Origin of the sequence: Brevibacillus sp. Leaf182, from assembly GCF_001423865.2 — a bacterium.
Taxonomy (GTDB): Bacteria; Bacillota; Bacilli; order Brevibacillales; family Brevibacillaceae; genus Brevibacillus; species Brevibacillus brevis_C.
The window spans coordinates 80,527-104,577 of record NZ_LMPN02000018.1 but is presented as its reverse complement, the minus strand read 5'-3'; the positions used below and the strand labels follow the sequence as shown (position 1 = coordinate 104,577).

27 protein-coding genes are annotated in these 24,051 nt (G+C 47.5%); 19 read left to right on the top strand and 8 right to left on the bottom strand.

All coding sequences use genetic code 11. The features are described 5' to 3' along the window. Window positions 1-48 precede the first annotated feature (48 nt). From ASG16_RS30670 to sppA, 4 genes are all read right to left on the bottom strand, one after another. Window positions 49-231, bottom strand: coding sequence for a hypothetical protein (locus tag ASG16_RS30670; protein ID WP_056491972.1), 183 nt, complete (start codon window positions 229-231; stop codon window positions 49-51). Window positions 232-273: 42 nt separating this feature from the next. After that, on the bottom strand, window positions 274-1,284 hold the full coding sequence (locus tag ASG16_RS08280) for a CAP domain-containing protein (RefSeq protein ID WP_056491969.1): 1,011 nt from the start codon (window positions 1,282-1,284) through the stop codon (window positions 274-276). 118 nt (window positions 1,285-1,402) lie between these two features. Next, the gene (locus ASG16_RS08275; protein ID WP_056491966.1) at window positions 1,403-1,894 is read right to left on the bottom strand and encodes an RDD family protein; all 492 of its coding nucleotides are present in this window, start codon (window positions 1,892-1,894) and stop codon (window positions 1,403-1,405) included. A 29-nt stretch (window positions 1,895-1,923) separates the two neighbouring features. Next, window positions 1,924-2,889 (bottom strand): signal peptide peptidase SppA, encoded by a 966-nt coding sequence (sppA, locus tag ASG16_RS08270; RefSeq protein ID WP_056491963.1) that lies wholly within the window; start codon window positions 2,887-2,889, stop codon window positions 1,924-1,926. A 203-nt stretch (window positions 2,890-3,092) separates the two neighbouring features. On the opposite strand from sppA, the gene ASG16_RS08265 reads away from it, so the two are divergent. Continuing rightward, the gene (locus ASG16_RS08265; RefSeq protein ID WP_082517261.1) at window positions 3,093-3,821 is read left to right on the top strand and encodes an amino acid ABC transporter ATP-binding protein; all 729 of its coding nucleotides are present in this window, start codon (window positions 3,093-3,095) and stop codon (window positions 3,819-3,821) included. 58 nt (window positions 3,822-3,879) lie between these two features. On the opposite strand, the gene ASG16_RS08260 is transcribed toward ASG16_RS08265, so the two are convergent. Then, complete coding sequence (locus ASG16_RS08260; RefSeq protein WP_056491961.1) at window positions 3,880-4,581, bottom strand: polysaccharide deacetylase family protein; 702 nt, start codon at window positions 4,579-4,581, stop codon at window positions 3,880-3,882. A gap of 141 nt (window positions 4,582-4,722) precedes the next feature. On the opposite strand from ASG16_RS08260, the gene ASG16_RS08255 reads away from it, so the two are divergent. From ASG16_RS08255 to gcvH, 7 genes are all read left to right on the top strand, one after another. Continuing rightward, the gene (locus ASG16_RS08255; RefSeq protein WP_048034602.1) at window positions 4,723-5,535 is read left to right on the top strand and encodes a DUF2797 domain-containing protein; all 813 of its coding nucleotides are present in this window, start codon (window positions 4,723-4,725) and stop codon (window positions 5,533-5,535) included. A gap of 47 nt (window positions 5,536-5,582) precedes the next feature. Beyond that, a complete protein-coding gene (locus ASG16_RS08250) occupies window positions 5,583-5,774 on the top strand; it encodes a hypothetical protein (protein ID WP_056491958.1) in 192 nt (63 codons plus the stop codon). A gap of 83 nt (window positions 5,775-5,857) precedes the next feature. Then, window positions 5,858-6,664, top strand: a complete 807-nt coding sequence (locus ASG16_RS08245; RefSeq protein ID WP_056491955.1) for a hypothetical protein — start codon at window positions 5,858-5,860, stop codon at window positions 6,662-6,664. Window positions 6,665-6,722: 58 nt separating this feature from the next. Beyond that, the gene (locus ASG16_RS08240) at window positions 6,723-7,088 is read left to right on the top strand and encodes an arsenate reductase family protein (RefSeq protein ID WP_056491952.1); all 366 of its coding nucleotides are present in this window, start codon (window positions 6,723-6,725) and stop codon (window positions 7,086-7,088) included. Continuing rightward, complete coding sequence (locus tag ASG16_RS08235) at window positions 7,085-8,275, top strand: aminotransferase class I/II-fold pyridoxal phosphate-dependent enzyme (protein ID WP_056491949.1); 1,191 nt, start codon at window positions 7,085-7,087, stop codon at window positions 8,273-8,275. Before ASG16_RS08240 ends, ASG16_RS08235 begins: the two co-directional genes overlap by 4 nt. A gap of 33 nt (window positions 8,276-8,308) precedes the next feature. Then, on the top strand, window positions 8,309-8,761 hold the full coding sequence (locus tag ASG16_RS08230) for a redoxin domain-containing protein (RefSeq protein ID WP_048034597.1): 453 nt from the start codon (window positions 8,309-8,311) through the stop codon (window positions 8,759-8,761). Between the two features lie 59 nt (window positions 8,762-8,820). Then, on the top strand, window positions 8,821-9,201 hold the full coding sequence (gene gcvH / locus ASG16_RS08225) for a glycine cleavage system protein GcvH (RefSeq protein WP_047073101.1): 381 nt from the start codon (window positions 8,821-8,823) through the stop codon (window positions 9,199-9,201). A 54-nt stretch (window positions 9,202-9,255) separates the two neighbouring features. On the opposite strand, the gene ASG16_RS08220 is transcribed toward gcvH, so the two are convergent. Continuing rightward, window positions 9,256-11,310, bottom strand: a complete 2,055-nt coding sequence (locus ASG16_RS08220; protein ID WP_056491946.1) for a methyl-accepting chemotaxis protein — start codon at window positions 11,308-11,310, stop codon at window positions 9,256-9,258. A 306-nt stretch (window positions 11,311-11,616) separates the two neighbouring features. Here ASG16_RS08220 and ASG16_RS08215 point away from each other — a divergent pair, with 306 nt between their 5' ends. From ASG16_RS08215 to pckA, 5 genes are all read left to right on the top strand, one after another. Continuing rightward, on the top strand, window positions 11,617-12,057 hold the full coding sequence (locus ASG16_RS08215) for a hypothetical protein (protein ID WP_017251440.1): 441 nt from the start codon (window positions 11,617-11,619) through the stop codon (window positions 12,055-12,057). A 22-nt stretch (window positions 12,058-12,079) separates the two neighbouring features. Next, window positions 12,080-12,472 carry a VOC family protein gene (locus tag ASG16_RS08210; protein WP_007726371.1) on the top strand — a complete coding sequence of 131 codons (393 nt, stop codon included), beginning with the start codon at window positions 12,080-12,082 and terminating at the stop codon, window positions 12,470-12,472. Window positions 12,473-12,931: 459 nt separating this feature from the next. Beyond that, a complete protein-coding gene (locus ASG16_RS08200; RefSeq protein ID WP_056491943.1) occupies window positions 12,932-13,273 on the top strand; it encodes an SCP2 sterol-binding domain-containing protein in 342 nt (113 codons plus the stop codon). A 58-nt stretch (window positions 13,274-13,331) separates the two neighbouring features. Beyond that, the gene (locus tag ASG16_RS08195) at window positions 13,332-14,474 is read left to right on the top strand and encodes a M20 peptidase aminoacylase family protein (protein ID WP_056491940.1); all 1,143 of its coding nucleotides are present in this window, start codon (window positions 13,332-13,334) and stop codon (window positions 14,472-14,474) included. 292 nt (window positions 14,475-14,766) lie between these two features. Next, a complete protein-coding gene (pckA, locus tag ASG16_RS08190; RefSeq protein WP_056491937.1) occupies window positions 14,767-16,350 on the top strand; it encodes a phosphoenolpyruvate carboxykinase (ATP) in 1,584 nt (527 codons plus the stop codon). 102 nt (window positions 16,351-16,452) lie between these two features. Here pckA and ASG16_RS08185 read toward each other — a convergent pair whose 3' ends face one another. Beyond that, complete coding sequence (locus ASG16_RS08185) at window positions 16,453-17,043, bottom strand: stalk domain-containing protein (protein ID WP_056491933.1); 591 nt, start codon at window positions 17,041-17,043, stop codon at window positions 16,453-16,455. Between the two features lie 279 nt (window positions 17,044-17,322). On the opposite strand from ASG16_RS08185, the gene sufC reads away from it, so the two are divergent. From sufC to ASG16_RS08155, 6 genes are all read left to right on the top strand, one after another. Further along, a complete protein-coding gene (gene sufC / locus ASG16_RS08180; RefSeq protein ID WP_047073088.1) occupies window positions 17,323-18,111 on the top strand; it encodes a Fe-S cluster assembly ATPase SufC in 789 nt (262 codons plus the stop codon). A 21-nt stretch (window positions 18,112-18,132) separates the two neighbouring features. Next, complete coding sequence (sufD, locus tag ASG16_RS08175; RefSeq protein ID WP_056491930.1) at window positions 18,133-19,431, top strand: Fe-S cluster assembly protein SufD; 1,299 nt, start codon at window positions 18,133-18,135, stop codon at window positions 19,429-19,431. Continuing rightward, complete coding sequence (locus tag ASG16_RS08170; protein WP_048034590.1) at window positions 19,431-20,657, top strand: cysteine desulfurase; 1,227 nt, start codon at window positions 19,431-19,433, stop codon at window positions 20,655-20,657. The genes sufD and ASG16_RS08170 overlap by 1 nt, the downstream gene beginning before the upstream one ends. Beyond that, complete coding sequence (sufU, locus tag ASG16_RS08165) at window positions 20,644-21,081, top strand: Fe-S cluster assembly sulfur transfer protein SufU (protein WP_056491927.1); 438 nt, start codon at window positions 20,644-20,646, stop codon at window positions 21,079-21,081. Before ASG16_RS08170 ends, sufU begins: the two co-directional genes overlap by 14 nt. Before the next feature lie 39 nt (window positions 21,082-21,120). Next, the gene (gene sufB / locus ASG16_RS08160) at window positions 21,121-22,518 is read left to right on the top strand and encodes a Fe-S cluster assembly protein SufB (protein WP_015893091.1); all 1,398 of its coding nucleotides are present in this window, start codon (window positions 21,121-21,123) and stop codon (window positions 22,516-22,518) included. A gap of 417 nt (window positions 22,519-22,935) precedes the next feature. Further along, window positions 22,936-23,307 (top strand): hypothetical protein, encoded by a 372-nt coding sequence (locus tag ASG16_RS08155; protein ID WP_056491924.1) that lies wholly within the window; start codon window positions 22,936-22,938, stop codon window positions 23,305-23,307. Window positions 23,308-23,366: 59 nt separating this feature from the next. Here ASG16_RS08155 and ASG16_RS08150 read toward each other — a convergent pair whose 3' ends face one another. After that, complete coding sequence (locus ASG16_RS08150) at window positions 23,367-23,684, bottom strand: hypothetical protein (RefSeq protein WP_056491921.1); 318 nt, start codon at window positions 23,682-23,684, stop codon at window positions 23,367-23,369. Window positions 23,685-24,051 lie beyond the last annotated feature (367 nt).

Here is a 24,051-nt window from a genome sequence, read left to right as displayed (position 1 = left end):
AGGAGGGAAGCGTATGAATAGTAAGTAGAACAGCATGATTGGAAGGGGTTACCCGATGCTGACACCATGCATATTCAGAAGAGGCATTGCCTGGATCTTATTTTTCGTGCTCAGTCTGGTAATCATCCCGTTTTTCTCAGATGACGGCCAGGCTCCGACACCGTCTGCACCTGCACCTGCCACTACAAATGCAACTTCGCAGCCATAGCTTTGCTCTTTTGTACACAGCAAAAAGACACGTCACCGACGATGGCGTGTCTTTTTGCTGTAGTATTAGCGAGTAACAAAATTTTGCGTGAAATACGGGCGGCCATCTTTCATAACGATACCAACGCCAAGCTGCTTGAATTTTGGAGAGAGCAAGTTTTGACGATGACCTGCGGAGTTCATCCAGCTCATATGGGCTTCGACTCCGTCTAGTTGGCCGTAGGCAATATTTTCACCAGCTGAGCTGTAACGAATACCGGCTTGCTTCAAACGATCAAACGGACTTCCCATAGATGGGGAGGTATGGTTGAAAAAGTTGTTCTGGGCCATGTCTTGGCTGTGTGCTCTGGCCACTGCTGCAACTTGTTCATCCCAAGTGATAACAGGCAGCTTGGCACGTTGCCTTGCCACGTTGAGCAAGTCCAAATTTTGTTTCTCGTATGCAAGCGCTGCTTGCTTTATTTGTGCGTCTGTCAGTTTCGGCAGTTCCGGTAATTTCGTATAGGAAATGGGATACATTAAGCCAATCGCGATGGTAGCAAAATGCTCTGGAGTAGAGATACGCACTCCTGCGACCTTATTTCCACCCAACTGATCAATAGAGAAGGTGATCGCCTGATTGTTTTGGATATAGGTCGGATGAGCAAGGGTATTTTTTTGGATACGCAGACTTGGTGTGATCGTCAGCGTGTTTTGCGGTGCACCCCAGCTATTTTGTAGGTCTTTGGTAGTAGAACCAATCGAGATGCCATTCAGATTCAGCTTGGCGCCATTGGTAAACAACGTCACGACTTTGCCGTTTTGCATGCCGACTTGAATGTAGTTGTTCAAATCTTGATTGTAAATCCACCATTCCACGCCTGTATGACTAGCATCAATGCGGGCAGGCTTGCCTAATGTTTGTTCGACCTGTGCTGTGCTCATTCCTAGCTGAAGGTTATAGACGTCATTCGTTTTATCGGCTGCTGCTTGAGGGACAGCAGATGCTGCTGAAACAGGAAGGACAGGGGCAACGTGGCCGAGCAGAGCCAGCGAAAGGCTCAGGGCGAGGATGCTGGTTACTTTCTGTTTACGCATGTATCTTCCTCCTCGGTTGGGATAGGATCTGCCTTGTTGGTAATGGTATCGGCAGGAAGCCGCTACAAAAATAGGGACCAAGGATGCAAAAATAAAAACCCCCGCGATAGAGCGGAGGTTATGGTCGACGATCCCGGATGACATACGTTTTGGCGATCAGATCATGCCAGCCTTGCTTACGTGGGTGCCACGCAACCCATAGATAGCCCAGTCCGAATACGAGTGAAGCAAGGAATTTGCCGATGACTTCGCGCAATAATACCTGCCCGCCTGTCAGATTGCCTCGTGCCTGTCTTGCACTGATGACACGGATGCCTGTGATCAGCTTTCCCAAGGTTTGTCCGGTCCACCAGGTTAGCATAATCATATAGAGGAGATCAAACAACACCTCCAACAAATCAATGAATGGAAAAGAGGCGTAAGGAACGGCAAAAACACGCCGTAACGGATTGAAAACGAGGTAGCTAATCCCGATCAAAAACATCGAATCAAGGAGTGAGGCTACGACACGAATCCAGAAGCCTGCATACGAATGCTGTGGATGGACTTCTTGATAGGGTTCATGGGATACAGGATCATGTGCTTTTTCATCGTCGGGAAGCTGGTTCATGAGAAGCCACTCCTTTCCGTAATAACAGGCTAGGGCATGAACTGATACAGGAGGCGAGGTGAACTTTGGCGGTCCCATATTCGATTGAGACCAAGCGGATCAGGATTCGACCAGTACTGCTTCATACTGAATAACAGCTTGCTGATGGAGAGCTGGTCTGCATAGCGAATGACCATGGCTTCTTTTTCGCCAGACAAAGAGAGAGCGTAGCGTGTCGCTTCCTCCAAATCACCAAATTCATCTATGAGCCCCAGTCGTTTTGCTTGCTCACCGGAATAGACGCGGCCGTCAGCGATTTCCAGCACGCGTTGGCGAGAGAGGTTGCGGCCCTTCACGATGACGTCGACGAAATTGTTGTAGCTTTCGTTGACAAGTGTTTGGAAAATGTGCCGTTCTGGGTCCGTCAGTGGTCGAGCTGGACTGCCAATATCCTTGAAGCGCCCGCTTTTGATCGCGTATTGATGTACACCCAGCTTGTTCGCAGCTTCACTATAGTTAAACAGGTTGAAAATGACCCCGAGACTACCGGTCAGTGTGTTGGGATTGGCAAAAATCGCATCGCCTGTTGTGGCTAAGTAATAACCGCCTGAGGCTGCTGTGGAACCCATGCTGACGACAATGGGAAGATTGCGAACCTGCTTGAGCCGTAGCAAGCGTCGGTGTAGCTCATCCGTAGCGACGACCTCTCCACCTGGACTATCAATGCGAAGGACCACGGCTTTCACCATCTGATCCTCTTCAATTCGGCGGAGCTGTTCAGTCAATAGTTCCGTCATCGAAGGCAGCCCGGCACTATTTTGTTGCCCCGAAATAACGCCGTTTACAAAGAGCTGCACAACTTTGCTGTTGCCATACCCCGATACCACATTTTCTTCCCAAGCGAACCCAGGATGGTCGACGAGATCTGTATAAGTCCCGTAAATAACCTCCACCAAAAGCCCTAATAGAAAAACGACCAGTACAATTACGAGAGCGACCCACTTTTTTCGATGCATGAAAACCACCTCGCACTTAGCATGAGCCGTCGAGGGCAGAGTTACGCATGGGACGAGCACTGGAAAAAATGGGATTGACGCGACTGTCTACGAGGAAGGAAACCAAAGGCTGAACAGTAAATTCATGCAATCTTTAGACTATTGCGGTAAAATGGAATCACAAGGACTACAAGCTTGTTTTATCGTAATAGGGGGACAGACAAATGATTATACAGGTGTCGGATTTGACGAAGAACTACGGCGATCTGAAAGTGTTGAAGGGCATTACGACTCAGGTAGCAGAAAAGGAAGTAGTCTGTGTCATTGGTCCGTCTGGCTCGGGCAAGAGCACGTTTTTACGTTGCTTGAATCAGTTGGAGGAAATGAGCAGCGGAAAGATTGTCATCAACGGACATGATTTGTCAGACCCCAAGACCGATATCAATAAAGTCAGAGAAGAGGTCGGGATGGTCTTTCAGCGCTTTAATCTCTTTCCACATAAAACAGTGCTGGAAAACGTCATGCTGGCCCCTGTAAAAGTGAAGAAAATGTCCCAGGAAGAAGCCCGCAAGCAAGGCTTGGCTCTTTTACAGAAGGTTGGGCTTCAGGATAAGGCAGATGTGTATCCCGAGCGGCTGTCTGGCGGGCAGATGCAACGAGTCGCAATCGCAAGGGCGCTTGCCATGAATCCAAAGGTTATGCTGTTTGATGAGCCGACATCCGCCCTAGATCCGGAGCTGGTAGGAGAGGTGCTTGCTGTCATCAAAAATTTAGCCAAAGAAGGCATGACAATGGTGATCGTGACACACGAAATGAATTTTGCCAAGGAAGTGGGCGACCGAATCATTTTTATGGATCAAGGTATCATCATGGCAGAAGGTCATCCCAGTGAGGTTTTTGGCAATAACGTTAACGATCGCTTGCGTTCGTTCTTGGGCAAGGTATTGGCGTAAAAAAGAAGGGCACCAGTTGCTTCGTTTCGCTTCAGGAAAACGAGGCACTGGTGCCGTATTATTTTGCTGCATCCAACAATTGACTGACGGTGACAAATCGATAGCCCTGCGAACGCAAATCTGTGATGAGCTCCCGGAGTGCAGCGACTGTTTGCCGTTGGTTTAGACCCCCATCATGAAACAGGATGATATCCCCGGAGGAGACATTGCTCTTGACGCTTTTGGCAATGACGTTAGCCGTGCGTGCCAAAGACCAATCACGAGGATCAATCGACCAGTGAATGATGTCGTAGCCACTGGATTGAACTGCATTCATGACGTCATGTGTCAGGATGCCGTAGGGGGGACGGTAGTATTGCGCCAAAATGCCGGTCGTTTTCAAAATGGAGCGTTCTGCATGCTTGATGTCTTCGTACACTTCATGCTCGGTCAGCTTGTTCAGATCAAAATGGTGGTAGCCGTGGTTGCCGATTTCATGCCCAGCCTTGTAAATCCACTGCATGACCTTTGGATGCTTGTCCACTTGGGAGCCAAGGACAAAAAACGTAGCGCGAACATTGTACTGATGCAGCACCTCAAGAATTTTGGGCGTATAGATAGCATCTGGCCCATCATCAAAAGTGAGAGCGACGACCTTTTTCTCAGTGTCAATTCTGTGGATCGGCTCATACGAAGGCAGTGTTTGCTGGGCAAAAGCAGGTAGGGTGCCGTAGCCAAGAAGGCAGGCGAAAAGCAAGGCGTACCGTATGCATTTGCGCATGAACAATCGCCTCCTTCTTCTGGGATGTGATTAGGTTCACCTCCTGCCAGGGAAAACATGCTACCAAAAGAAAACAGCGGTCAGAGTAGGCGGCGATTATGTTAAAATGGAAGAACCGTACATAGGAGAGGAGAGAGTTTGGTGGAACTCCGCGGTATTTTGCAAGGACTAACACACGAGTACCATGGAGGGGACAAGCCGGTAGACTACTATTTGAATATTGGTGAAGATCGCCTTCCGCTTAATGAATGGCTGGGCAGTGAATTGACGATTTCGTTTTTAGGCGAAAAAAATTGCATTGCCTGTGGCCGCAAAACAAACAAGACGTTTAACAGCGGGTATTGCTATCCCTGTTTTACCAAGCTTCCGGAAAATGACTTGTGCATCGTCAAGCCGCATGAATGCCATTTTGACTTGGGGACTTGCCGGGACGAGAGCTTCGGCGAGAGATATTGCATGATTCCTCATTTTGTCTATCTGGCAGTGTCGAGTGATATAAAGGTAGGATTGACTCGCAAGCATAATGAATTGAGACGCTGGGTGGATCAAGGCGCAATTCGCGCGATTCCGATTGCGGAGGTTCCCACTCGTCGGATGGCTGGGGAGCTTGAATTTCACTTGAGCCAGTTTTTGCCGGACAAGACCAACTGGCGTAAAATGCTTAAAGGAGATGTGAAGGAAATCGACTTGCTCGCCATGCGTGACGAAGTGTACGGTCATTTTCCTGAACAGTTTAAAGCATTCCAATATCGCGAGGACGAATGGGTAGATATTGCCTATCCGATCTTGGAGTCGCTGGATAAAATCAATTCCAAGTCACTTGATAAAGAAGAACAGCTCGGCGGTCGATTGATCGGTGTGAAAGCACAGTATTTGATCTTTGATAATGGTGTATTCCAGGCGAGAAAGCACGCTGGCTACCAAGTGGAGATCAAAGCAAAACCATCTGCATAATGACGTGCAAACTCCTCACACTAAGACATGTGAAGGAGGATGGGCAGATGGATGAGCACATTGAGTACACCATGCCTTTAACCGGGACACTGGCTGAGGCTGTGGAAGACCAGAATGCCAAGCAACTAGGGGTGCCCTATTCGCCACTTTCGCAAATGTGGCAGGTGAATCCGGATGCTCGGACGAATGAAGAAGAGACTGCGAAAAGCAGGCGTAATGAAAGCAACATGCCGCAATAGCAGCTTACGTATGAACGACAGCCAGAAGACAGAGATGGCTGTCGTTTTTGTTTAGCACGGTGAATACGTGAGGAGGCAGAGGTATGCAAGTCTGGTTGCATTCTTTTTGGGTAGCGATGGTGCTAATCGGTTGCATGTGGGGGATGTACGCAGTCGGGGCAAAGCCGGTTACTTCCACACAAGCGAGTCAAAAGTCGGTGGACCGTGACGCCGTTGTGGAAGCGTTTGAGTGGACAGACGATAAGGGTGTAGGCCTCGAGTATAACGAAGCTGAGCTGTTACAAATGCAAAAAGATCCGGACAACCATAATTACAAAAACGTTCTCCGCCGTTTTGTGCAGGATGAGTTGAAAACGGAAATCGAGAGCTTTCAAACGATAGGCAGTCAATTAAATCCCAGGAGAATTCTTGTAGCGACGACAGACGGCATGCTGTACGAGGTGACGATGAAAAAAAGGAGTAATCATCGGCAAATGTGGACGGTAGAAGGGTACAACATGACGGCTGGATATAGGACGGATGTGGAGCAAGAGCAAGATCTGCTGCCGGAAGATATGTATCCAACCTATCGGGTGAAGGAGCTAGTCGAAGCCGATTTGCAAATCCAAGCGTGGGCGAAGCCGCTTATTCAAAACAGTCAGGGCCATACATTTCACACCGCTCTAAACGGAAAAACCTATCTCTTGATTAAATCATCCCAGAGTGAAACAGATTCGGTGGAGATTGAGGGAATTAGAATCTGGGTGGAAGAAATGCTCGTCCATTATCAAACATATGAATTTGGAGAAGGGGCAGATCGTTCCATGCTTAATAACTACTTACTGATTGAAGTGCCGGAAACTGCAGAATCTGGCGTGACGTTTTCCAATACGGTAACCGTTGTACGCTAGGTGTACTTCTTTTACAATGAAAGAAACAACGACATAAACCAAAAGTGAGGAAATACATATGACGATGAAAGCTTACCTATACAACAAATGTGATACTTGCCGCAAAGCGAAAAAATGGCTCACGGATCAAAAGATTGGCTTCGAAGAAATTCCGATTGTGGATGCACCGCCGTCCAAAGAAGAGCTGCGCCAAATTTGGCAGACAAGCGGTCTCGACTTGCGCAAGTTTTTCAATGTGAGTGGTGTTCATTACCGCGAGCTTGGCTTGAAGGACAAGCTTCCTACGATGACCGAGGATGAAATGCTTGAGCTATTGGCTTCCAATGGCAAACTGATCAAACGGCCTCTTATCGCAAGCGATCAAACCGTAACCCTTGGTTTCAAAGAAGAAGAGCTGGAGAAGGCTTGGGGAGGGAAGGCATGATGCGTCAACCTTCCAAAAGACTGAACCATCTTTCCGCCGATATTTTTTCAGAGATGGAGGCTCGCAAAAGGGAAGTTGCCAAAACAAGAACGGTATACGACTTGAGCATCGGCAGCCCTGATCAGCAGCCTGACGAGAATCTTCTGCAAACGTTAATCCATGCTATCCAGCAACCAACTGCTTTTCGCTATCCATTAAGTGATGGAACGGCGGCCTTTCGAGAAGAGGTCGCCCGCTGGTATCAATATCGTTTTGGGGTGGAGCTAGCACCAGATGGGGAGGTTCATTCCTTGATGGGGTCCCAGGATGGTTTGGCTCACTTTGCTTTGGCATGGACCGATCCTGGAGATATCGTTCTCGTACCCGATCCTGGGTATCCGATCTACGAAGGCAGCGTTCATTTAGCGGGAGCAGTACCTTACCGTATGCCTCTGCGGGCAGAAAATGAATTTTTGCCAAAGCTGTCAGACATTCCAGAGGAGATAGCGGCTCGTGCAACTTTCATGATTCTGAACTATCCGAATAATCCGGTTTCCGCGGTTGCTACCCTTGCCTTTTTTGAAGAGGTTGTGGCTTTTGCCAAGCGTTTTGACATTATTGTGGTTCATGATTTGGCCTATTCGGAGATGGTGTTTGACGGCTACCAAACGCCGAGCTTTTTGCAAGTGCCAGGAGCGAAAGAAGTGGGAATTGAATGTAATTCGTTTTCCAAGAGCTTCAACATGGCAGGTTGCCGGATCGCTTATGTTGTAGGGAATGCCGACATCATCAAGCCGCTTGCGATTGTGAAATCCAATATCGATTACGGTGTCTTTTTGCCTGTACAGGAAATGGCCATTGAGGCTTTACGAAAGGATCGGGAATCGGGTGGGAAAAACACAGTTGCGCCTGTCTATCAGGAACGGCGTGATGTGTTGCTGGGGGCATTGGCAAAGGCAGGGTGGAGCATTCCATCTCCAAAGGCGACCATGTTCGTCTGGGCAGCTGTACCGAACGGCTGGACGTCACGAGAGTTTGCCTTTGCTTTACTGGAGAAAGCCGGAGTCGTGGTCGTTCCGGGAAGTGCCTTCGGTGAAGAAGGAGAGGGGTATGTTCGAATTGCTCTCGTCCAACCTCCCGAGATTCTTTTAGAGGCTGTGGCTGCCATCGATCAATCCGGGATTCTTCACTTGAAAACAAGCGTGTAGCGGTTGAAGTTAAAAAAGAGGGGATGAGCTTTCATGCGTTTGCGCGAAGAAATGCCTGACTTTCCTGGGATTACGGAGTGGATCAACGGGCAGGTAACCAAAGCTGATTTAGTTGGAAGTCCAGTCTTGGTGCATATTTGGTCCGTCAGTTGTTACATGTGCAAGGAATCAATGCCAAGCATGAACGAATGGCGAGATCAATACGCGGCTAACGGTTTGAAGGTCATTGGAATTCATATCCCTCAATCGGAAAAAGATACAGACATCGAAATGATCAAGAAGGCGATTGCAGAACAACATTTGACACACCCTATTGCAATCGATAATGATAGAGAGACAGTCGATGCATTCCAGAATGAATACGTCCCCGCTTTTTATTTGTTTGACGAGGCTCTTCAGTTACGTCATTTTCAGGCAGGAGAGAAGGGTCTCCAACTGGTAAAAAAACGCTTGTTCAGAATTTTGGGGATCGAAGAGGAATCCTAGAATGTTCGTCTAATTATGTATGTGTAATGGATTGTACCCGATAGGAGGATATGTAAACGATGGAATTCCCGAAAAATCTACGTTACAGTGAAGAGCATGAGTGGGTGCGAGTAGAAGGAAACAAGGCGTACATCGGAATCACTTCTTTTGCTCAATCAGAGCTGGGTGACATCGTGTTTGTCGAGTTGCCTGAGGTAGGCGCGACAATCCAACAGGATGAGCCGTTTGGCAGCGTGGAATCGGTAAAAACCGTTTCTGAACTGTACGCTCCTGTAACTGGTAAAGTAGTAGAAGTAAATGGCGAGCTGGAAGACGCACCTGAACTGGTTAACTCTTCGCCATACGAGCAAGCATGGATGATCGTCGTCGAATTGTCTGATACGGCTGAGCTGGACAAGCTGATGGATGCAGACAAATACGAAGCGATGGTAAAAGAATAGGAAACAAAAAAGCCGGGGCTTTTGTGCTCCGGCTTTTCTTTATTGCTGGACGGACTACTCCAGCTTGAATGTTCGTACTGCATCATTAAGCTCTTCTGCCATTTTCGCCAGCATTGTTGCAGCCGAAGAGATTTCCTCCATGGAAGCGGTTTGTTCTTCCGCTGCTGCTGCAACCGTTTGAGAGTTGCCGGCTGATTGTTCTGCAATTTGTGTAATATGGGTAATGGCGGATACAATCGTCTGCATTTGCTGACTGATCTTGCTCATTTCCGTTGTCACTTCATTCATGCGGACGAGCAGCTCCGACGTGGAGCCAGTAATTTGCTCAAAAGCATTTCCTGTTGAGCGAACGAGAGTCATGCCTTCTCCCAAAATAGAAGAGCCATGATTCATTGCCGCGATCGCTGAGCCTGTATCCTGCTGAATCACGGTAACGATGTGACTGACCTGCTCGGCGGCTGAGCTCGACTGTTCGGCCAGCTTGCGCACCTCGTCGGCTACAACTGCAAAGCCTCGTCCTTGTTCTCCGGCGCGAGCCGCTTCGATAGCGGCGTTCAGAGCGAGCAGGTTGGTTTGATTGGCGATTGTCGTGATGAGTGAGATCATTTCTCCAATCTCTTGGGAGCGTTGGCCTAGCGTATTGACAATGGTAGAAGTCTTGGCCATTTGGCTATGGATTACATTCATGTGCTCGACTGTTTTGGCTGCCATCTGATTGCCATCTGTGGCTTGGCGGTTCGCTTCTTTTGTAGAGAGATTTACATCCTCAATGCCTTTTTCCATCTCTTCGATGTGTACAGCAATCTCGTTGATGACTTCATAGCCTTGAACAGTCGCATCCACTTGCTGCTCCGTACCGTAGGCAATTTCTTGAACGGATTGTGCGATCTGCTCTGTTGCTTTGCTCGTCTGTTCCGCACTTGCCATTAATTGCTCAGACGTAGCAGCGACCTGCTGAGCGTTGAAGCTGACTTGACCCAGCGTTTCGCACAAGGTTGCGGTCATGGAGTTGAAGCGATTTGCCATAACCCCCATCTCGTCGGCAGTCTGAATATCCATGGAAGCGGTAAAATCGCCATTGGAGAGGGCATGCGCCAGTTGGTTGGCGCGATCGATTTGTTTGGTCAAGTATTTGCTGAAGTAATAAATGACAGCAATCATGATCAACAGACCGATCAGACTCACCATACAAAGCTCAAAGAACAAGTCGTAGAGTGGATCGGCAATTTCCTTTTCTGGCATCACGAGAGCGATTGTCCAGTTTGTATCACCTAACTCTTGAAAGTAAACACGATTGATCCCGTTTTCATCGTTAAACGTCTTCATTCCGGACTTCTCTTCTAGAAGAGAAGGACCTATTGCTGCCAAGGAAGCATTATCGTCAGATTGAACGGAATGATTCATCAGCTTGTCTGCTTGAGGATGAGCGAGGTATCTCCCTTTTTGATCCACCAAAAAGGCCCAGCCTGTTTCGCCTACTTTTGTACTGGAGACGAGCTTTTCCACGTCAGTGAGTGTAATATCGTCTGTGGCTACACCCAGAAGCTTTTTATCCGGCGTGTAAAAAGGAGCGACTACCGTCACCATGGAGACCTTGGAAACCTCGTCAAAGTACGGCTCGGAATAATCGGTTTCCTTCTTGGTCGAAATACCGACCTTGTACCAGTCTTGATTTGGATAGTTATAGGAATCACTGCTGTACTCATCAGTAATGGTAACCTTGCCGTCGGTCTTTGCCCCGTAAGTAGCAACGAGTTTCTTGTTCGGGTCAAAAGCGTAAGGTTCCATGAAAATTCCCATTCCAACCGTCGTATCATTAATGAGAACAGTTTTGGACAGCAGGGAATTTAACTGCTCTAGCGAATGTGTAACAGGACCCATTTCAATAAAGCGAGCCATACTCAGCGTTACCTTGCTATGGGCTTCCAGTTGCTTTTCCACATTACTGCCGACCATATCTAGTTGATAATTCATTTTGTCCTCAATTTCCCGATTGAGTTGGTCGACAGAGAACCAGAAACCGATACCCACGACGAGCAAAAGAGTCAAAATAATGACAGGCAGTGTAATGGTCAGTGTTCGAGCACGAAGACTTTTGAAACGAAACATGGAACCGCTCTCCTTTTGAAGTTTTGCTAAAATGATTATTATTCCTTATTATCGGATAGATTAAGACTAACTTGTATGATGGATTTAGGCAAATGAGGGGAAATATTCATACTAATCAGAAAATGTTGCAGGAATCTAAGGAAATCGAGTAAAATGGATAAACCAAATCTTTATGCGATTTCCTTCATTGGTATCATTTGCGGGTGGAGTGTTAGTGGGCATATAGGCTACAATGCGGATACAGACAAAGTTTCGACCAAAAAACGGACATGGACGTTTCATTTGGCGAATAGGGAGGGAGACTATATGAGTTTTTGTTGTGGTGCTGGAATGGTAGGTTCCGTAGGCTCGGTCCGTCATTATAAAACGCTTGTACACAATGTCCCGATCATGTTTTGTCCTGTATGTGACAGAATTGAGGTTCATCCCGGTATTGAGGGAGAATACGAAATTTTAGTAGAATATGCTCAGGGAGATCAGGCTCCAGAAGTGGATTTTGCTGACTTTGTGAGTGTTGACAATACATCCGAGTTGTTTGAGAATTGTACCATGACGGATGAAGCGGCCAGCTTCGCCGAAGTATTAAAGCAGCAGATCGATATTTCACTTGATCTGCTCGGGGTCGCCAAGGAGTTACAGGATGACGACTGGCGGGAAGCATTGATGATTCGTTTAAGACGGTTAAGCGAGCGATTGAAGCAGTACAATAAAAGAAAAGCTAATGTCGCACAAGAACGCATGACCTGAGTTGACGTGGGAGGCAGTGTGAATGTTTCATTTGAAAGCCGTTCACCACATCGCATTGAATTGTAGTGATGTTGTGAAGGTAGCTCGTTTTTTTAAGGACATTTTGGAAGTCCCTATCCCGGAAGAGAATATGACGGAAGGAGCACCTGTCTACTTTCAAATTGGCACATACACACGGATCGGTCTTCATCCTCATGGCGGGGAAGCTGGGAAAGGTGGCGTAGGGCAGGTCGATCATCTCGCCTTCTCTGTGCAGAGCCGAGCCGAGCTGGACTATCTGGTCGATAAGCTGGAGGCAGAGAATATTTGCTATCGTGGCCCCATTACACAGCCTACTAGCTATAATTTGTATTTTGAAACACCCGATGGTCACCACCTTGAGGTGCGACTCGATAAAGACGAGTTCGATGAGTAGTATTTACGAAAAGCATCTGCGTAAAGCAGATGCTTTTTTGTTGTGGTTGATCTTCTTTAACGTTTTAAAAAAGGTACCGATGAACCAACAAAGCTGTTGAGAAGAAAAAGCACAGAGCTCGTAGACCTTGACAACGCCTCTCCAGTCGGAACTTCAAAAAGGGGACCACGCTTGTCGAACACTTCTTCCCTGAGAAACGTCCGCCCGTAGGGTGGCTTTGGCTCGACGGTCCCCTTTTTTAAGTGGAGACGGCCAGTCAATCCCTCTTGCTGGCGTGTCAGAGTCGAAGAGAACTGTGCTTTTTCTTCTCCTCCACTATGTTGACTCAAAAGACCTTTCTAACAATGTCGAGAAAAACATGGCTCCCATGACAACAGCCGACAGCGCCTCTCATTCCTCGCCAAAGGATTCGACCTGACAGGCCACGAACCCAATTGGGAAGAGAGGGGTGGCGTGCAGATGATCGGAATGGGCAGACTGCTTTTTGAACTGGGCGAGCGACTGCAAGGAAAAGCACACTTGCGATTCATAACAGCAGGATGGGAGCGCAGAATCAGAATTGTAGTGGATGATTCACCGTCACAGTGGCAATTGACAATAGCAAAAGGCGTTGCATCCTGGGAGGTATGGACAGAAGAGCAGCCTGCCGATATGATCATCAGGGGAGAGGAAAAACAAATGCACATGCTGTTCGGCGGCGATGAGCTCGTCTATGTTCTCGCCAAAGAAAAGGTGCAAATAGCAGGGCCATTGCGCGATCAATTGAAGCTCGATGCCATTTTGCGACTGACCTGTCGGTGAACTGTCTATTGGGCAGTGTGATATAATAGGAAGAAACGGTTTTGGAGGAGGCGCTTTGATGTCTACTGTAATGTCGTTGCAACAGGCGGTTGCCGCACGTAAAGATGCTATTGCCGAAACATTCCGTCATCTGCATGAGAATCCGGAGATAAGCTGGAAGGAAGTAGAAACGACTCGCTACTTGGCGGAGCGCATGCGTGCCTTGGGACTGCGTGTCACGACTTTTGACGATTGTACAGGATTAGTAGCTGAATGGGGCGAAGGGAAGCCAGTTGTTGGCTTGCGCACAGATATCGATGCTCTCTGGCAAGAAGTCAACGGGGAATGGCGCGCGAATCATTCCTGCGGTCATGACGCCCATATGACGCTAATCGTGGAAACGGTAGAAGCATTGGTTGCCGCTCGATATCAACCCCCGGGAACGTTAAAAGTATTGTTCCAACCAGCAGAAGAAAAAGGAACGGGAGCATTGAAGCTGGTGGAGAAGGGTGTCGTCGATGACATCGATTATTTGTACGGTGTTCACCTAAGACCGATTCAGGAGATGGCAAATGGAACGGCTGGACCTGCTATCTACAACGGAGCGGCCATGTTTCTCTACGGGGAAATCACAGGAGTTGCTGCGCACGGAGCGAGACCGCATCTCGGGATCAATGTGATTGAGGTAGCGGGAGCGATTATTTCTGGACTCGGACATATACATATCAATCCGATGGTGCCTGCCACCGTTAAAATGACCATGCTGCAAGCCGGGGGAGAGAGCTACAACATTATTCCGGACAAGGCGCGTTTTGCTCTCGATCTGCGAGCGCAGACGAATCAAGCGATGGATGACCTGGTGAATCGAGTTCGTCAAATGATCGACGGAGTTGCAGAGTCTTTTCAGGCACGCATAGAAGTAGAGGCCGGGTCGCGCATGGTAGCGGCAGAGGTCGATGATCAAGCGAAGGCATTTATGGAGGTTGCGATCGTAGATGTGCTCGGTCAAGAGAATTTGCGTGCGGCGCCTGTCAGTCCGGGAGCGGAGGATTTCCACTATTATACGGTGGAGCGCCCTCATATCAAGGCGACGATGCTGGCTCTTGGATGTGATTTGATGCCAGGGCTGCATCATCCGCTGATGCATTTTGACCGCTCTGCATTGGAAAAAGGTGTGGCGATTTTGTGTCAAACAGTCGTAAAAACGTTTGAAAATACGTAAATCTTTATGCCTTGTGAGAGCAACACTAAGAGAGTAAACTCTTGGTGTTGCTCTTTTTGTGGGGAAAATGTCCCTGCGTACCTCACGAATAACCGATAGACTGATTGGTTTGTGGACAAAATACTGCTGTTGGGGAATAATACGCATGAGGAGGGTTATTCACACATTATCCATAAGAGATTATAAAATTATGTAGCTTATTTAGCTAAATGTGATATACTAATTACAAATCGAGCGACAATTAGAAAGTCACAATAAATGATACACATTTTGGGAAGGAGATCGTTCACACATGGAAACCAATACGGTTCAAAAGCTTACTGACATTCTTGGAGCTACGAAAGTGTATCATAACTTGCCTGTAGCTAATCTTGTTGAGATGGCAGTGAAGCGTGGCGAAGGGATTTTGACCGATAAGGGGGCGCTCAATGCGCTAACAGGGAAGTTTACCGGCCGTTCGCCAAAGGACAAATTTGTGGTGGACGAAGCTTCCGTACACGATAAAATCAACTGGGGTCCGGTTAACCAACCTATCAGTACCGAAAAATTCCAAGCACTTCAACAAGACGTGCTCCAATACTTACAATCAAAAGATGAGCTGTTTGTCTTTGATGGCTTTGCAGGGGCAGATACAACCTATCGTCTGCCAATCCGCGTAGTGAACGAATTCGCTTGGCACAACCTGTTCGCACGTCAGTTGTTCATCCGTCCGTCCGAAGAAGAACTGGCTGCGCACGAATCAGAATTCACGGTTATTTATGCCCCTAATTTCAAGGCCAATCCTGCGGTACACGGCACGAACTCCGAGACTTTCATCGTATTGAGCTTTGAGCAAAAGACAGTATTGATCGGTGGCACTGAGTATGCTGGCGAAATGAAAAAGTCAATCTTCAGCGTAATGAACATGCTGCTTCCAGAGCGCAACGTACTTTCGATGCACTGCTCTGCGAACGTAGGGAAAGACGGAGACGTTGCCCTGTTCTTCGGATTGTCCGGTACAGGAAAAACAACGCTGTCTGCTGACCCAGACCGTTTCCTGATCGGTGACGATGAGCACGGCTGGTCTGACAATGGCGTGTTCAATATCGAAGGCGGATGCTACGCAAAATGCGTCAAGCTGTCTGAAGAAGGCGAACCGCAAATTTGGAAAGCAATCCAGTTCGGTACTGTACTTGAAAATGTAGACGTAAACGAAGCGACTCGTGTAGCAGACTACGATAGCACCAAATATACAGAGAATACACGCGCTGCGTACCCAGTGGAAGCAATTCCGGGTGCTGTAATTCCAGGCGTGGGCGGGCAACCAAATGTCATCGTCTTCTTGACAGCCGATTCGTTCGGTGTATTGCCTCCAATCTCCAAGCTGAATAAAGAGCAAGCCATGTATCACTTCCTGTCTGGCTACACCAGCAAAATGGCCGGTACAGAGCGTGGCGTAACTGCTCCGCAAACAGAGTTTTCTACTTGCTTCGGATCTCCTTTCTTGCCACTGCATCCAGTAGTATATGCAGAAATGCTCGGTAAGAAGATTGACGAGCGCAAGGTTCAAGTATACCTGGTGAACACTGGTTGGACTGGTGGGCCGGTAGGTGTTGGGCAACGTATGAAGCTGTCCTACACACGTGCGATGGTAACAGCAGCATTGAACGGTGAGCTGGAAAAAGTAGACTATGTAGCTGACGAGATTTTCGGGGTACAAGTACCGACTTCTTGCCCGAACGTTCCTGCTGAAGTTCTGCAACCACGCAATACATGGGCAAACAAGGAAGATTATGACAAGCAAGCGGCTGATTTGGCTGCACGCTTCATTGAGAACTTCGAGAAGAAATTCCCGAATGCAGCAGATATTGCAACTGCGGGTCCAAAAGTAAAGTAATCGTATACGAAAGAAACGGGTAGACAATGGGTCTATCCGTTTTTTCTTCGTGAAAAATATAAAAAACCGTCAGCGTGTGACTGACGGCCTTGGATAGGACATTTACTCGCTGGCCTCGAAAACTTTCGAGGTATTGACTGGTACAACTTTTCCATTTGACTGACGGAAAAGAGTCAGGTAAGCTTCCGAAGGGAGCCCTTCAATAGTGTGATAGCGATACATAACGAGAAACTCCTGATCACTCGTTCCTGTCAGATTGACATAACCTTTGGACACGACTTCTTTCTCAGGAGAGCAATAGTACAGGCTGCCTTTTACGTCGGAAGTGTCACAAGGAAGCGGTAATGTTTTTTTGGCCTGTTGGACAATTGCTTCTGGAATGGAGCTGCCACCAGTAGTTCCACCGGTGCTACCGCTATTGCCAGAGAAACGGACAGCAGGAGTTTTGTTATCCCATTCCTGCTTAATGCCGAGTGCATTGGCAACAGTCGCTACAGGTGCATAGACGTTTCCATTATAGATGAATGGTTCTGCTTTCGTTTTGACGACCTGGTCATTGACTATCAATTTAATGTTGGAGAAACGAGCAGATATTTTCTCTGTACCCGTTTTTGCGAAGACTGTAGTCCCACCTACGAGTAGTAAGACAGTAGCTAGTCCAATTGCGAGTTTCTTGTTACTCTTTTTCAACATGATCCATCCCTCTCCAGTTATCCAGTGGTGTTTTTTTACAAAAAGTACCTGGAGTTTAGACGGAAATGTATGTCAAAAAGTTACAAAGGGAAAAATGCAGCGGAGGCAAGAATATTTAGGAAGGATTCATGCGCAAAAACGGACTTTCTAAATATAATGATATAAAAAATACAGATATGTTTCATTCCTTGATTTATAATTATTCTTATTATAAGATAGTTATTGAGAATGGATTGAGAATTTACCAACTCACTTTTGACGTGTATGGAGGGAATTCAGATGACAGCAGTACCGCATTTGCAAATAAAAAACCTTCGCGCCAAGATCGAGGACAAAGAGATCCTCAAAGGCCTGAATTTGGAGATCAAGGGCGGCGAAGTGCACGCGATCATGGGACCTAATGGTACCGGTAAATCGACATTGGCATCCACGCTGATGGGTCACCCAAAATATGAGGTAACCGATGGCGAAGTGCTGATCAATGACGAAGACTTGTTGGAAATGGCAGTAGACGAGCGCGCACGTGCAGGTTTGTTCCTGGCGATGCAATACCCGTCCGAAATCAGCGGTGTAACCAACTCTGACTTCCTGCGTTCCGCGATCAACGCACGCCGTGGCGAAGGAAACGAAATCTCCCTGATGAAATTCATCCGTGAGATGGACAAAAAGATGAACACGCTGGAAATGGATGAGTCTTTCTCCCACCGTTACCTGAACGAAGGTTTCTCCGGTGGTGAGAAAAAGCGTAACGAGATTCTGCAAATGATGCTCTTGGAGCCAAGCATCTGTATTTTGGATGAAATCGACTCCGGTTTGGACATCGACGCATTGAAAATCGTTGCAGCTGGTGTAAACGAAATGCGCTCCGCGGACCGCGGATTCTTGATTATCACGCACTACCAGCGTTTGCTGAACTATGTAAAGCCTGACTTCGTACACGTCATGATGCAAGGTCGTATCGTGAAGTCCGGTGGTCCTGAGCTGGCTGAACGCCTGGAGGCAGAAGGCTACGACTGGATCAAGGAAGAGCTCGGCATCGAGGACGAAACCGTAAACGCCAACGTGTAGGATGAAGGAGGCAGCAGTGAAATGAGTGTGGATGTACAGCTACGCTTCGATTCCGAGGCGATCACCCAGTACTCCAAAGCTAATCAGGAGCCTGCCTGGTTCCTGGAAAAGCGCCTCGCTGGACTGAAGGCGGCGGGAGAGCTGGCGCTCCCTGCCTTGGAGAAAACGAAGATTGATAAATGGAATACCGTTGATTTCGATCCGTTCCAAACCACTGCGAAGGTGGCAGCGGCGAATGAACTCAGCGATTTGGTAAAAGCACAAATTGATGTCGACAGCGTGAAAAACCTGTTGGTACAAAAGAATGCTTCTACCGTTTTTCAAGCAGTATCTGATGAATTGAAGGCACAAGGCGTGATTTTCACGACCTTTGCTGATGCACTGCAAACGCATGGCGATCTCGTGCAAAAGTATCTGCTTAACGTTATCGCACTTGATGAACACAAGCTGACTGCTCTGCATACTGCAGTAGTGAATGGTGGCGTATTCCTCTACGTTCCGAAAAACGTGGAAGTAGATGTGCCACTGCAAGCTGTGTATGAAATCGCAGGCGACAACGCTCTGTTGGCCCCACATGTTTTGATCGTAGCAGAAGCGAACAGCAAGGTAACCTACGTGGATACATATGTATCTGGCGAAGGGAAAAGCATGGTTGCGAACAGCCTAGTTGAAGTATATGTAGGCGCGGGCGCATCTGTGCAAGTAGCTTCTGTTCGTTCTCTGTCTGTAGACGTTCACGACTACAGCTTCCGTCGTGCAACGGTTGAGCGCGATGGAAAAATGGAATGGATTTTGGGTGAGATGAACGATGGCAATACTGTTGCTAACAACACCACCATCCTCAAGGGAACTGCTTCGATCGCAGAGACCAAATCCATTTCTGTAGGTACTGGTTCCCAACGCCAAAACCTCACTTCCCAAGTTCAGCATATCGGCACGCATACGGAGTCTGACATGGTGAGCAAGGCTGTTATGACGGATGAAGCAGTGAGTATCCTAAACGGTATCACGAAAATCGAAAAAGGCGCTGAAAAGGCAAACGGCGTACAGGCGGAAAACATCCTGATGCTGAGCGATAAATCTCGCGGTGATGCCAACCCGATCCTGTTGATCGACGAGGATGACGTTAAAGCGGGTCACGCAGCTTCGGTAGGACGTTTTAGTGAAGAGTCTATCTTCTACTTGATGTCTCGTGGTATTTCCCGTCAAGGCGCAGAACGTCTGATCATTCTCGGCTTCCTGGAGCCAGTTGTCGCTGAGATTCCAGTAGAAGAAGTGAAAAACAGACTCCGTCAAGCGCTTGAAAGGAAGTTAGGCTAATGAACGCCAAGGAGCTTCGGAAATATTTTCCCATCCTACACCAGGAAGTAAACGGACATCCGCTCGTTTATTTGGATAATGGTGCAACCTCTCAAAAACCGATCCAGGTTATTGAGGCGATGGATAAATACTACAGGGAGTATAACTCCAATGTGCACCGTGGCGTGCACACCTTGGGTAACATAGCGACAGATGGGTACGAGGGCGCGCGTGAAAAAGTTCGCGCCTTCATCAACGCCCGTGAAGCCGCAGAAATCGTCTTTACGCGTGGAACGACCTCTGCTTGTAATACGGTAGCGTACGGCTATGCTCGCATGTTCCTCAAGCCGGGAGATGAAATCGTGACCACATTGGTGGAGCATCACGCCAATTTCATTCCTTGGCAGCAGGCAGCCAAGGCAACCGGAGCGACTTTTAAGTTCATTCCGCTGGCAGAGGACGGCACCGTTACTCTGGAAGCGGTCAAGGAAACGATTACGGATAATACCAAACTCGTTGCCATTCACCATGTTTCCAACGTATTGGGGGATACTACCCCAATAAAGGAAATTGCTCAAATCGCCCATCAGCATGGCGCACTTTTGTTCGTTGACGGAGCGCAGGGTGCTCCACACAAGAAAATCGACGTCCAGGATTTGGATTGCGATTTTTATACGTTTTCAGCGCATAAGATGGCTGGCCCGACAGGCGTAGGTGTTCTGTACGGCAAGCGTGAGGTGCTGGAGCGTGTGGAGCCGATGGAGTTCGGCGGAGAAATGATCGATTATGTGGATATGTACGATTCCACGTGGAAGGAGCTTCCTTGGAAATTTGAAGGAGGGACTCCGATCATCGCAGGAGCTATCGGATTGGGAGCAGCGATCGACTTTTTGGAAGAGATCGGAATGGACAATATCGAGCGTCATGAAAAACATCTCGTCAAGTACGCGATGGAACAAATGCGCGAGATCGAAGGATTGAAGATTTACGGCCCACAGCAGGACCGCAGCTGTTTAATTACATTCAACCTGGATACAGTACATCCGCATGACCTGGCGACAGTGCTGGACAGTTACGGAATCGCAGTTCGTGCCGGTCATCACTGCGCACAACCGCTGATGCGTTGGCTGAATGTGACGGCTACCGCTCGGGCAAGCTTCTACCTGTACAACACAGAAGAAGAAGTAGATGTGCTGATCGCGGGCTTGAAGAAGACGAAGGAGTATTTCGGCAATGTCTTCTCTTGATGATTTATACCGCCGCGTCATTATGGATCACTACCAAAAACCGCGTAACCGCGGCAAACTGGAAGAATCTGAAGGACTCATTGTGAATTTGAATAACCCGACCTGTGGCGACAGCATCTCGCTCTCCTTGAAAGTGGAGGATGGCAAAGTGGTGGACGCGAAGTTCCTCGGCGAAGGCTGCTCGATCAGTATGTCGTCTGCATCCATGATGACAGATGCTGTCAAAGGCAAGCCGGTAGCAGAAGCACTGGAGCTGTCGCAAAAATTCTCCGATATGATGCAAGGCAAAGAAATCGATGATTCGATTGACCTTGGTGATATCGAAGCCTTGTCTGGCGTAGCCAAGTTCCCAGCGCGTATCAAGTGCGCGACATTGGCTTGGAAAGCATTGGAGCAAGGTGTCAAACAGGCGGAGCAGGAATAGTGATGGGTAAGGGAAATGAACACGAAGGAGTGAGCAACGATGGCTGTTAAAGGCCCAGAAATACAGGAATATCAGTACGGCTTTCACGACAAGGACGTTTCTGTATTCCGTACCAAAAAGGGTTTGACCCGCGAGATCGTCGAAGAAATTTCGAAGATCAAGGATGAGCCAGCATGGATGCTGGAATTCCGTCTAAAAGCATTGGACATCTTCAACAGCATGCCGATGCCAAAATGGGGCGGCGATCTGGACGACCTCGATTTTGACAGCATCACCTACTACGTAAAGCCTTCTGAAAAGCAAGGCCGTAGCTGGGATGAGGTGCCAGAAGAAATCAAGGCAACTTTTGACAAGCTGGGTATTCCAGAAGCAGAGCAGAAGTTCCTCGCAGGTGTATCTGCTCAGTATGAGTCTGAGGTAGTTTACCACAACATGCAGGAAGACCTGGAAAAACTGGGCGTTCTCTTCTGCGACATGGATTCCGCAGTTAAACTGCACCCAGAAATCGTGAAAGAATACTTCGCGACAGTGATTCCTCCAGCAGACAACAAGTTTTCTGCACTGAACTCGGCAGTATGGTCCGGTGGTTCCTTCATTTACGTTCCAAAAGGCGTAAAAGTAGAAACTCCCCTGCAAGCATACTTCCGCATCAACTCCGAGAACATGGGTCAATTCGAGCGTACGCTGATCATCGCCGATGAAGATTCCTTCGTTCACTATGTAGAGGGCTGTACAGCTCCAATCTACAGCACGGATTCCTTGCACTCCGCTGTTGTAGAAATCATCGTAAAAGAACGCGCTCGTTGCCGTTACACCACGATCCAAAACTGGTCCAACAACGTATACAACCTCGTTACCAAACGTGCGGTTGCTTACGCGGATGCGAACATGGAATGGATCGATGGTAACATCGGTTCCAAGCTGACGATGAAATACCCAGCTGTTATCATGAAAGGACCTCGCGCGAAAGGTACCGTTCTTTCTATTGCAGTAGCAGGAAAAGGACAACACCAAGACGCAGGTGCGAAAATGATTCACCTGGCGCCTGATTGCACATCGACGATCATTTCCAAGTCGATTTCCCGTGATGGCGGAAAAGTAACCTACCGTGGTCTGTCGCAGTTTGGACGCAAGTCGGAAGGCTCCAAGTCCAACATCAAGTGCGATACGCTGATTCTGGATAAACTGTCCACGTCCGACACGATCCCGTACAACGAGATCATGAACGACAGCATCACGCTTGAGCACGAAGCGACTGTATCCAAGGTATCCGAGGATCAACTCTTCTACCTGATGAGCCGCGGACTGTCAGAAGCAGAAGCAACTGAAATGATCGTAATGGGCTTCATCGAGCCATTTACAAAAGAATTGCCGATGGAGTACGCGGTAGAGATGAACCGTCTCATTAAGTTCGAGATGGAAGGCTCTATCGGATAATTGATGATGGAACGTGTAAATACGTGTCTGATTCGATCAGACACGTATTTTTTATTTGCAGGTATTCAGCAATAATAGAGTAGCCCTCCTTCGGAACAATCCGGGGGAGGGTTTTTGATCTTGATCATAATCGTTTTTTAACAGGCGATCACGTAGAAGGTGACTCTGTGGGGCCATCCCATCCGAGAAGCAATTTATTCTCCACTCTCGCTTAAACTCTTAATCCGCCCGCCGATTTCATCACGAACTCGTTGAAGCTCAGACTTCTTTTTCTGCTGTGGTAAAGGTGAACCATATAAAAAGGGAATTATAGAGGGTTTAATAAAGATAAATAAAATTCAATAAACCAAAGAATAATTACCAATAATTTACATAATTTTAAGTTGTAACTATCATTTGAAAAAGGTTGGTGTTGTTATGTTTTTGAAAAAATTGGGTGTAGGCGTACTAACGGTCGTTTCTGTTATTTCTCTTAGTTCATCTGCTTTTGCTAAGGAGACTTCTGAAAGAGTAATACCGATTCATATTGATGTAAACAAACAGTCTTCATTCACAGTTAGCCAGGATGCTACGGCAAAATACGATAGAATCTACACTGTGGGTGAACAAAGACATTTTGCTGGAGATGATTGGAATGTATTGGCAGGGGAAGGTCTACTTAGGTTTTGGATTGATCCAGAGATAGAGAACCGAATTAATGTAGAGGCTCTTGCTGCAGGAACCGCTAAAGTTCGAATCTTTGATGCGTCAGGAAGTTCCAGATTGTATAGGATTCTTATCACTGAATAATAAAATATCCCAGTAGAGTTAGAAAACCCTCCTTCGGAATCATCCGGGGAGGGCTGTTTTTACGAGGACAAACCGAATTTCCATAAAATGATCATGAATATCGCCATCGGAATGACCCAAAGTAAAGGAATGGCGTTGAGCGCGTAACTCGTTTTGAATTTCAACTTGTGATAGTAGTACCAACTGCCCAGCGCCGAGGCAAGTAGTACAAGCGGATACGACAGGATCGTATAGAACACCTCAGGGGCTCCAGTATCATATTCATCTTCAGGTAGAAGCACAATGGTAAAAAGAACAGAAATGATCCAAGCCAATAAGAAAATGGCATATACGCTTTGACTAATAGTAAGGATGAGACAAGCTGTCTTGTTTTTCATAAGTGCCTGATTCCTCCCGAAAAATGGAATTGCCAATAAACAAGACGCGAGAAAATGGAAAAAGGTAACCGTAACAGAATCGTACTGACGACCAAATGTAGTAAAAATGCCAGCCCTTCTGCATAGAAATCAAAAGAGCAAAATTTATCTTAAATTTGAAACTTTTTACATTTTTGTGCGTCTAAAGTTATAGATTGTTTGCGAGATGGCTAGACGTTTCTTTCTAGCTTTCTTGTGACAATGACAAAGAGCCGATTTCCAGATAGGGCATGGACGGGCACTACCGGAAACCGACTCTACGCGCGCTCTTTCCTTTGCGACTACAAAGCAAACAGCTAGATTTTATTATAGTAGAGGATCAAGCTCG

Bases quoted from the DNA above. Each gene is read 5' to 3' on its own strand.
- ASG16_RS08215 (WP_017251440.1), top strand. From the start codon at position 11,617: ATGAGTTTTTGTTGTGGTGCTGGAATGGTAGGTTCCGTAGGCTCGGTC.
- sufD (WP_056491930.1), top strand. From the start codon at position 18,133: ATGAGTGTGGATGTACAGCTACGCTTCGATTCCGAGGCGATCACCCAG.
- ASG16_RS08195 (WP_056491940.1), top strand. From the start codon at position 13,332: ATGTCTACTGTAATGTCGTTGCAACAGGCGGTTGCCGCACGTAAAGAT.
- ASG16_RS08245 (WP_056491955.1), top strand. From the start codon at position 5,858: ATGCAAGTCTGGTTGCATTCTTTTTGGGTAGCGATGGTGCTAATCGGT.
- ASG16_RS08155 (WP_056491924.1), top strand. From the start codon at position 22,936: ATGTTTTTGAAAAAATTGGGTGTAGGCGTACTAACGGTCGTTTCTGTT.
- pckA (WP_056491937.1), top strand. From the start codon at position 14,767: ATGGAAACCAATACGGTTCAAAAGCTTACTGACATTCTTGGAGCTACG.
- ASG16_RS08275 (WP_056491966.1), bottom strand. From the start codon at position 1,894: ATGAACCAGCTTCCCGACGATGAAAAAGCACATGATCCTGTATCCCAT.
- ASG16_RS08200 (WP_056491943.1), top strand. From the start codon at position 12,932: ATGATCGGAATGGGCAGACTGCTTTTTGAACTGGGCGAGCGACTGCAA.
- ASG16_RS08150 (WP_056491921.1), bottom strand. From the start codon at position 23,684: ATGAAAAACAAGACAGCTTGTCTCATCCTTACTATTAGTCAAAGCGTA.
- sufC (WP_047073088.1), top strand. From the start codon at position 17,323: ATGACAGCAGTACCGCATTTGCAAATAAAAAACCTTCGCGCCAAGATC.
- ASG16_RS08265 (WP_082517261.1), top strand. From the start codon at position 3,093: ATGATTATACAGGTGTCGGATTTGACGAAGAACTACGGCGATCTGAAA.
- sufB (WP_015893091.1), top strand. From the start codon at position 21,121: ATGGCTGTTAAAGGCCCAGAAATACAGGAATATCAGTACGGCTTTCAC.
- ASG16_RS08170 (WP_048034590.1), top strand. From the start codon at position 19,431: ATGAACGCCAAGGAGCTTCGGAAATATTTTCCCATCCTACACCAGGAA.
- ASG16_RS08230 (WP_048034597.1), top strand. From the start codon at position 8,309: ATGCGTTTGCGCGAAGAAATGCCTGACTTTCCTGGGATTACGGAGTGG.
- ASG16_RS08210 (WP_007726371.1), top strand. From the start codon at position 12,080: ATGTTTCATTTGAAAGCCGTTCACCACATCGCATTGAATTGTAGTGAT.
- ASG16_RS08280 (WP_056491969.1), bottom strand. From the start codon at position 1,284: ATGCGTAAACAGAAAGTAACCAGCATCCTCGCCCTGAGCCTTTCGCTG.
- ASG16_RS08185 (WP_056491933.1), bottom strand. From the start codon at position 17,043: ATGTTGAAAAAGAGTAACAAGAAACTCGCAATTGGACTAGCTACTGTC.
- sufU (WP_056491927.1), top strand. From the start codon at position 20,644: ATGTCTTCTCTTGATGATTTATACCGCCGCGTCATTATGGATCACTAC.
- ASG16_RS08235 (WP_056491949.1), top strand. From the start codon at position 7,085: ATGATGCGTCAACCTTCCAAAAGACTGAACCATCTTTCCGCCGATATT.
- sppA (WP_056491963.1), bottom strand. From the start codon at position 2,889: ATGCATCGAAAAAAGTGGGTCGCTCTCGTAATTGTACTGGTCGTTTTT.
- ASG16_RS08220 (WP_056491946.1), bottom strand. From the start codon at position 11,310: ATGTTTCGTTTCAAAAGTCTTCGTGCTCGAACACTGACCATTACACTG.
- gcvH (WP_047073101.1), top strand. From the start codon at position 8,821: ATGGAATTCCCGAAAAATCTACGTTACAGTGAAGAGCATGAGTGGGTG.
- ASG16_RS08260 (WP_056491961.1), bottom strand. From the start codon at position 4,581: ATGCGCAAATGCATACGGTACGCCTTGCTTTTCGCCTGCCTTCTTGGC.
- ASG16_RS08240 (WP_056491952.1), top strand. From the start codon at position 6,723: ATGACGATGAAAGCTTACCTATACAACAAATGTGATACTTGCCGCAAA.
- ASG16_RS08250 (WP_056491958.1), top strand. From the start codon at position 5,583: ATGGATGAGCACATTGAGTACACCATGCCTTTAACCGGGACACTGGCT.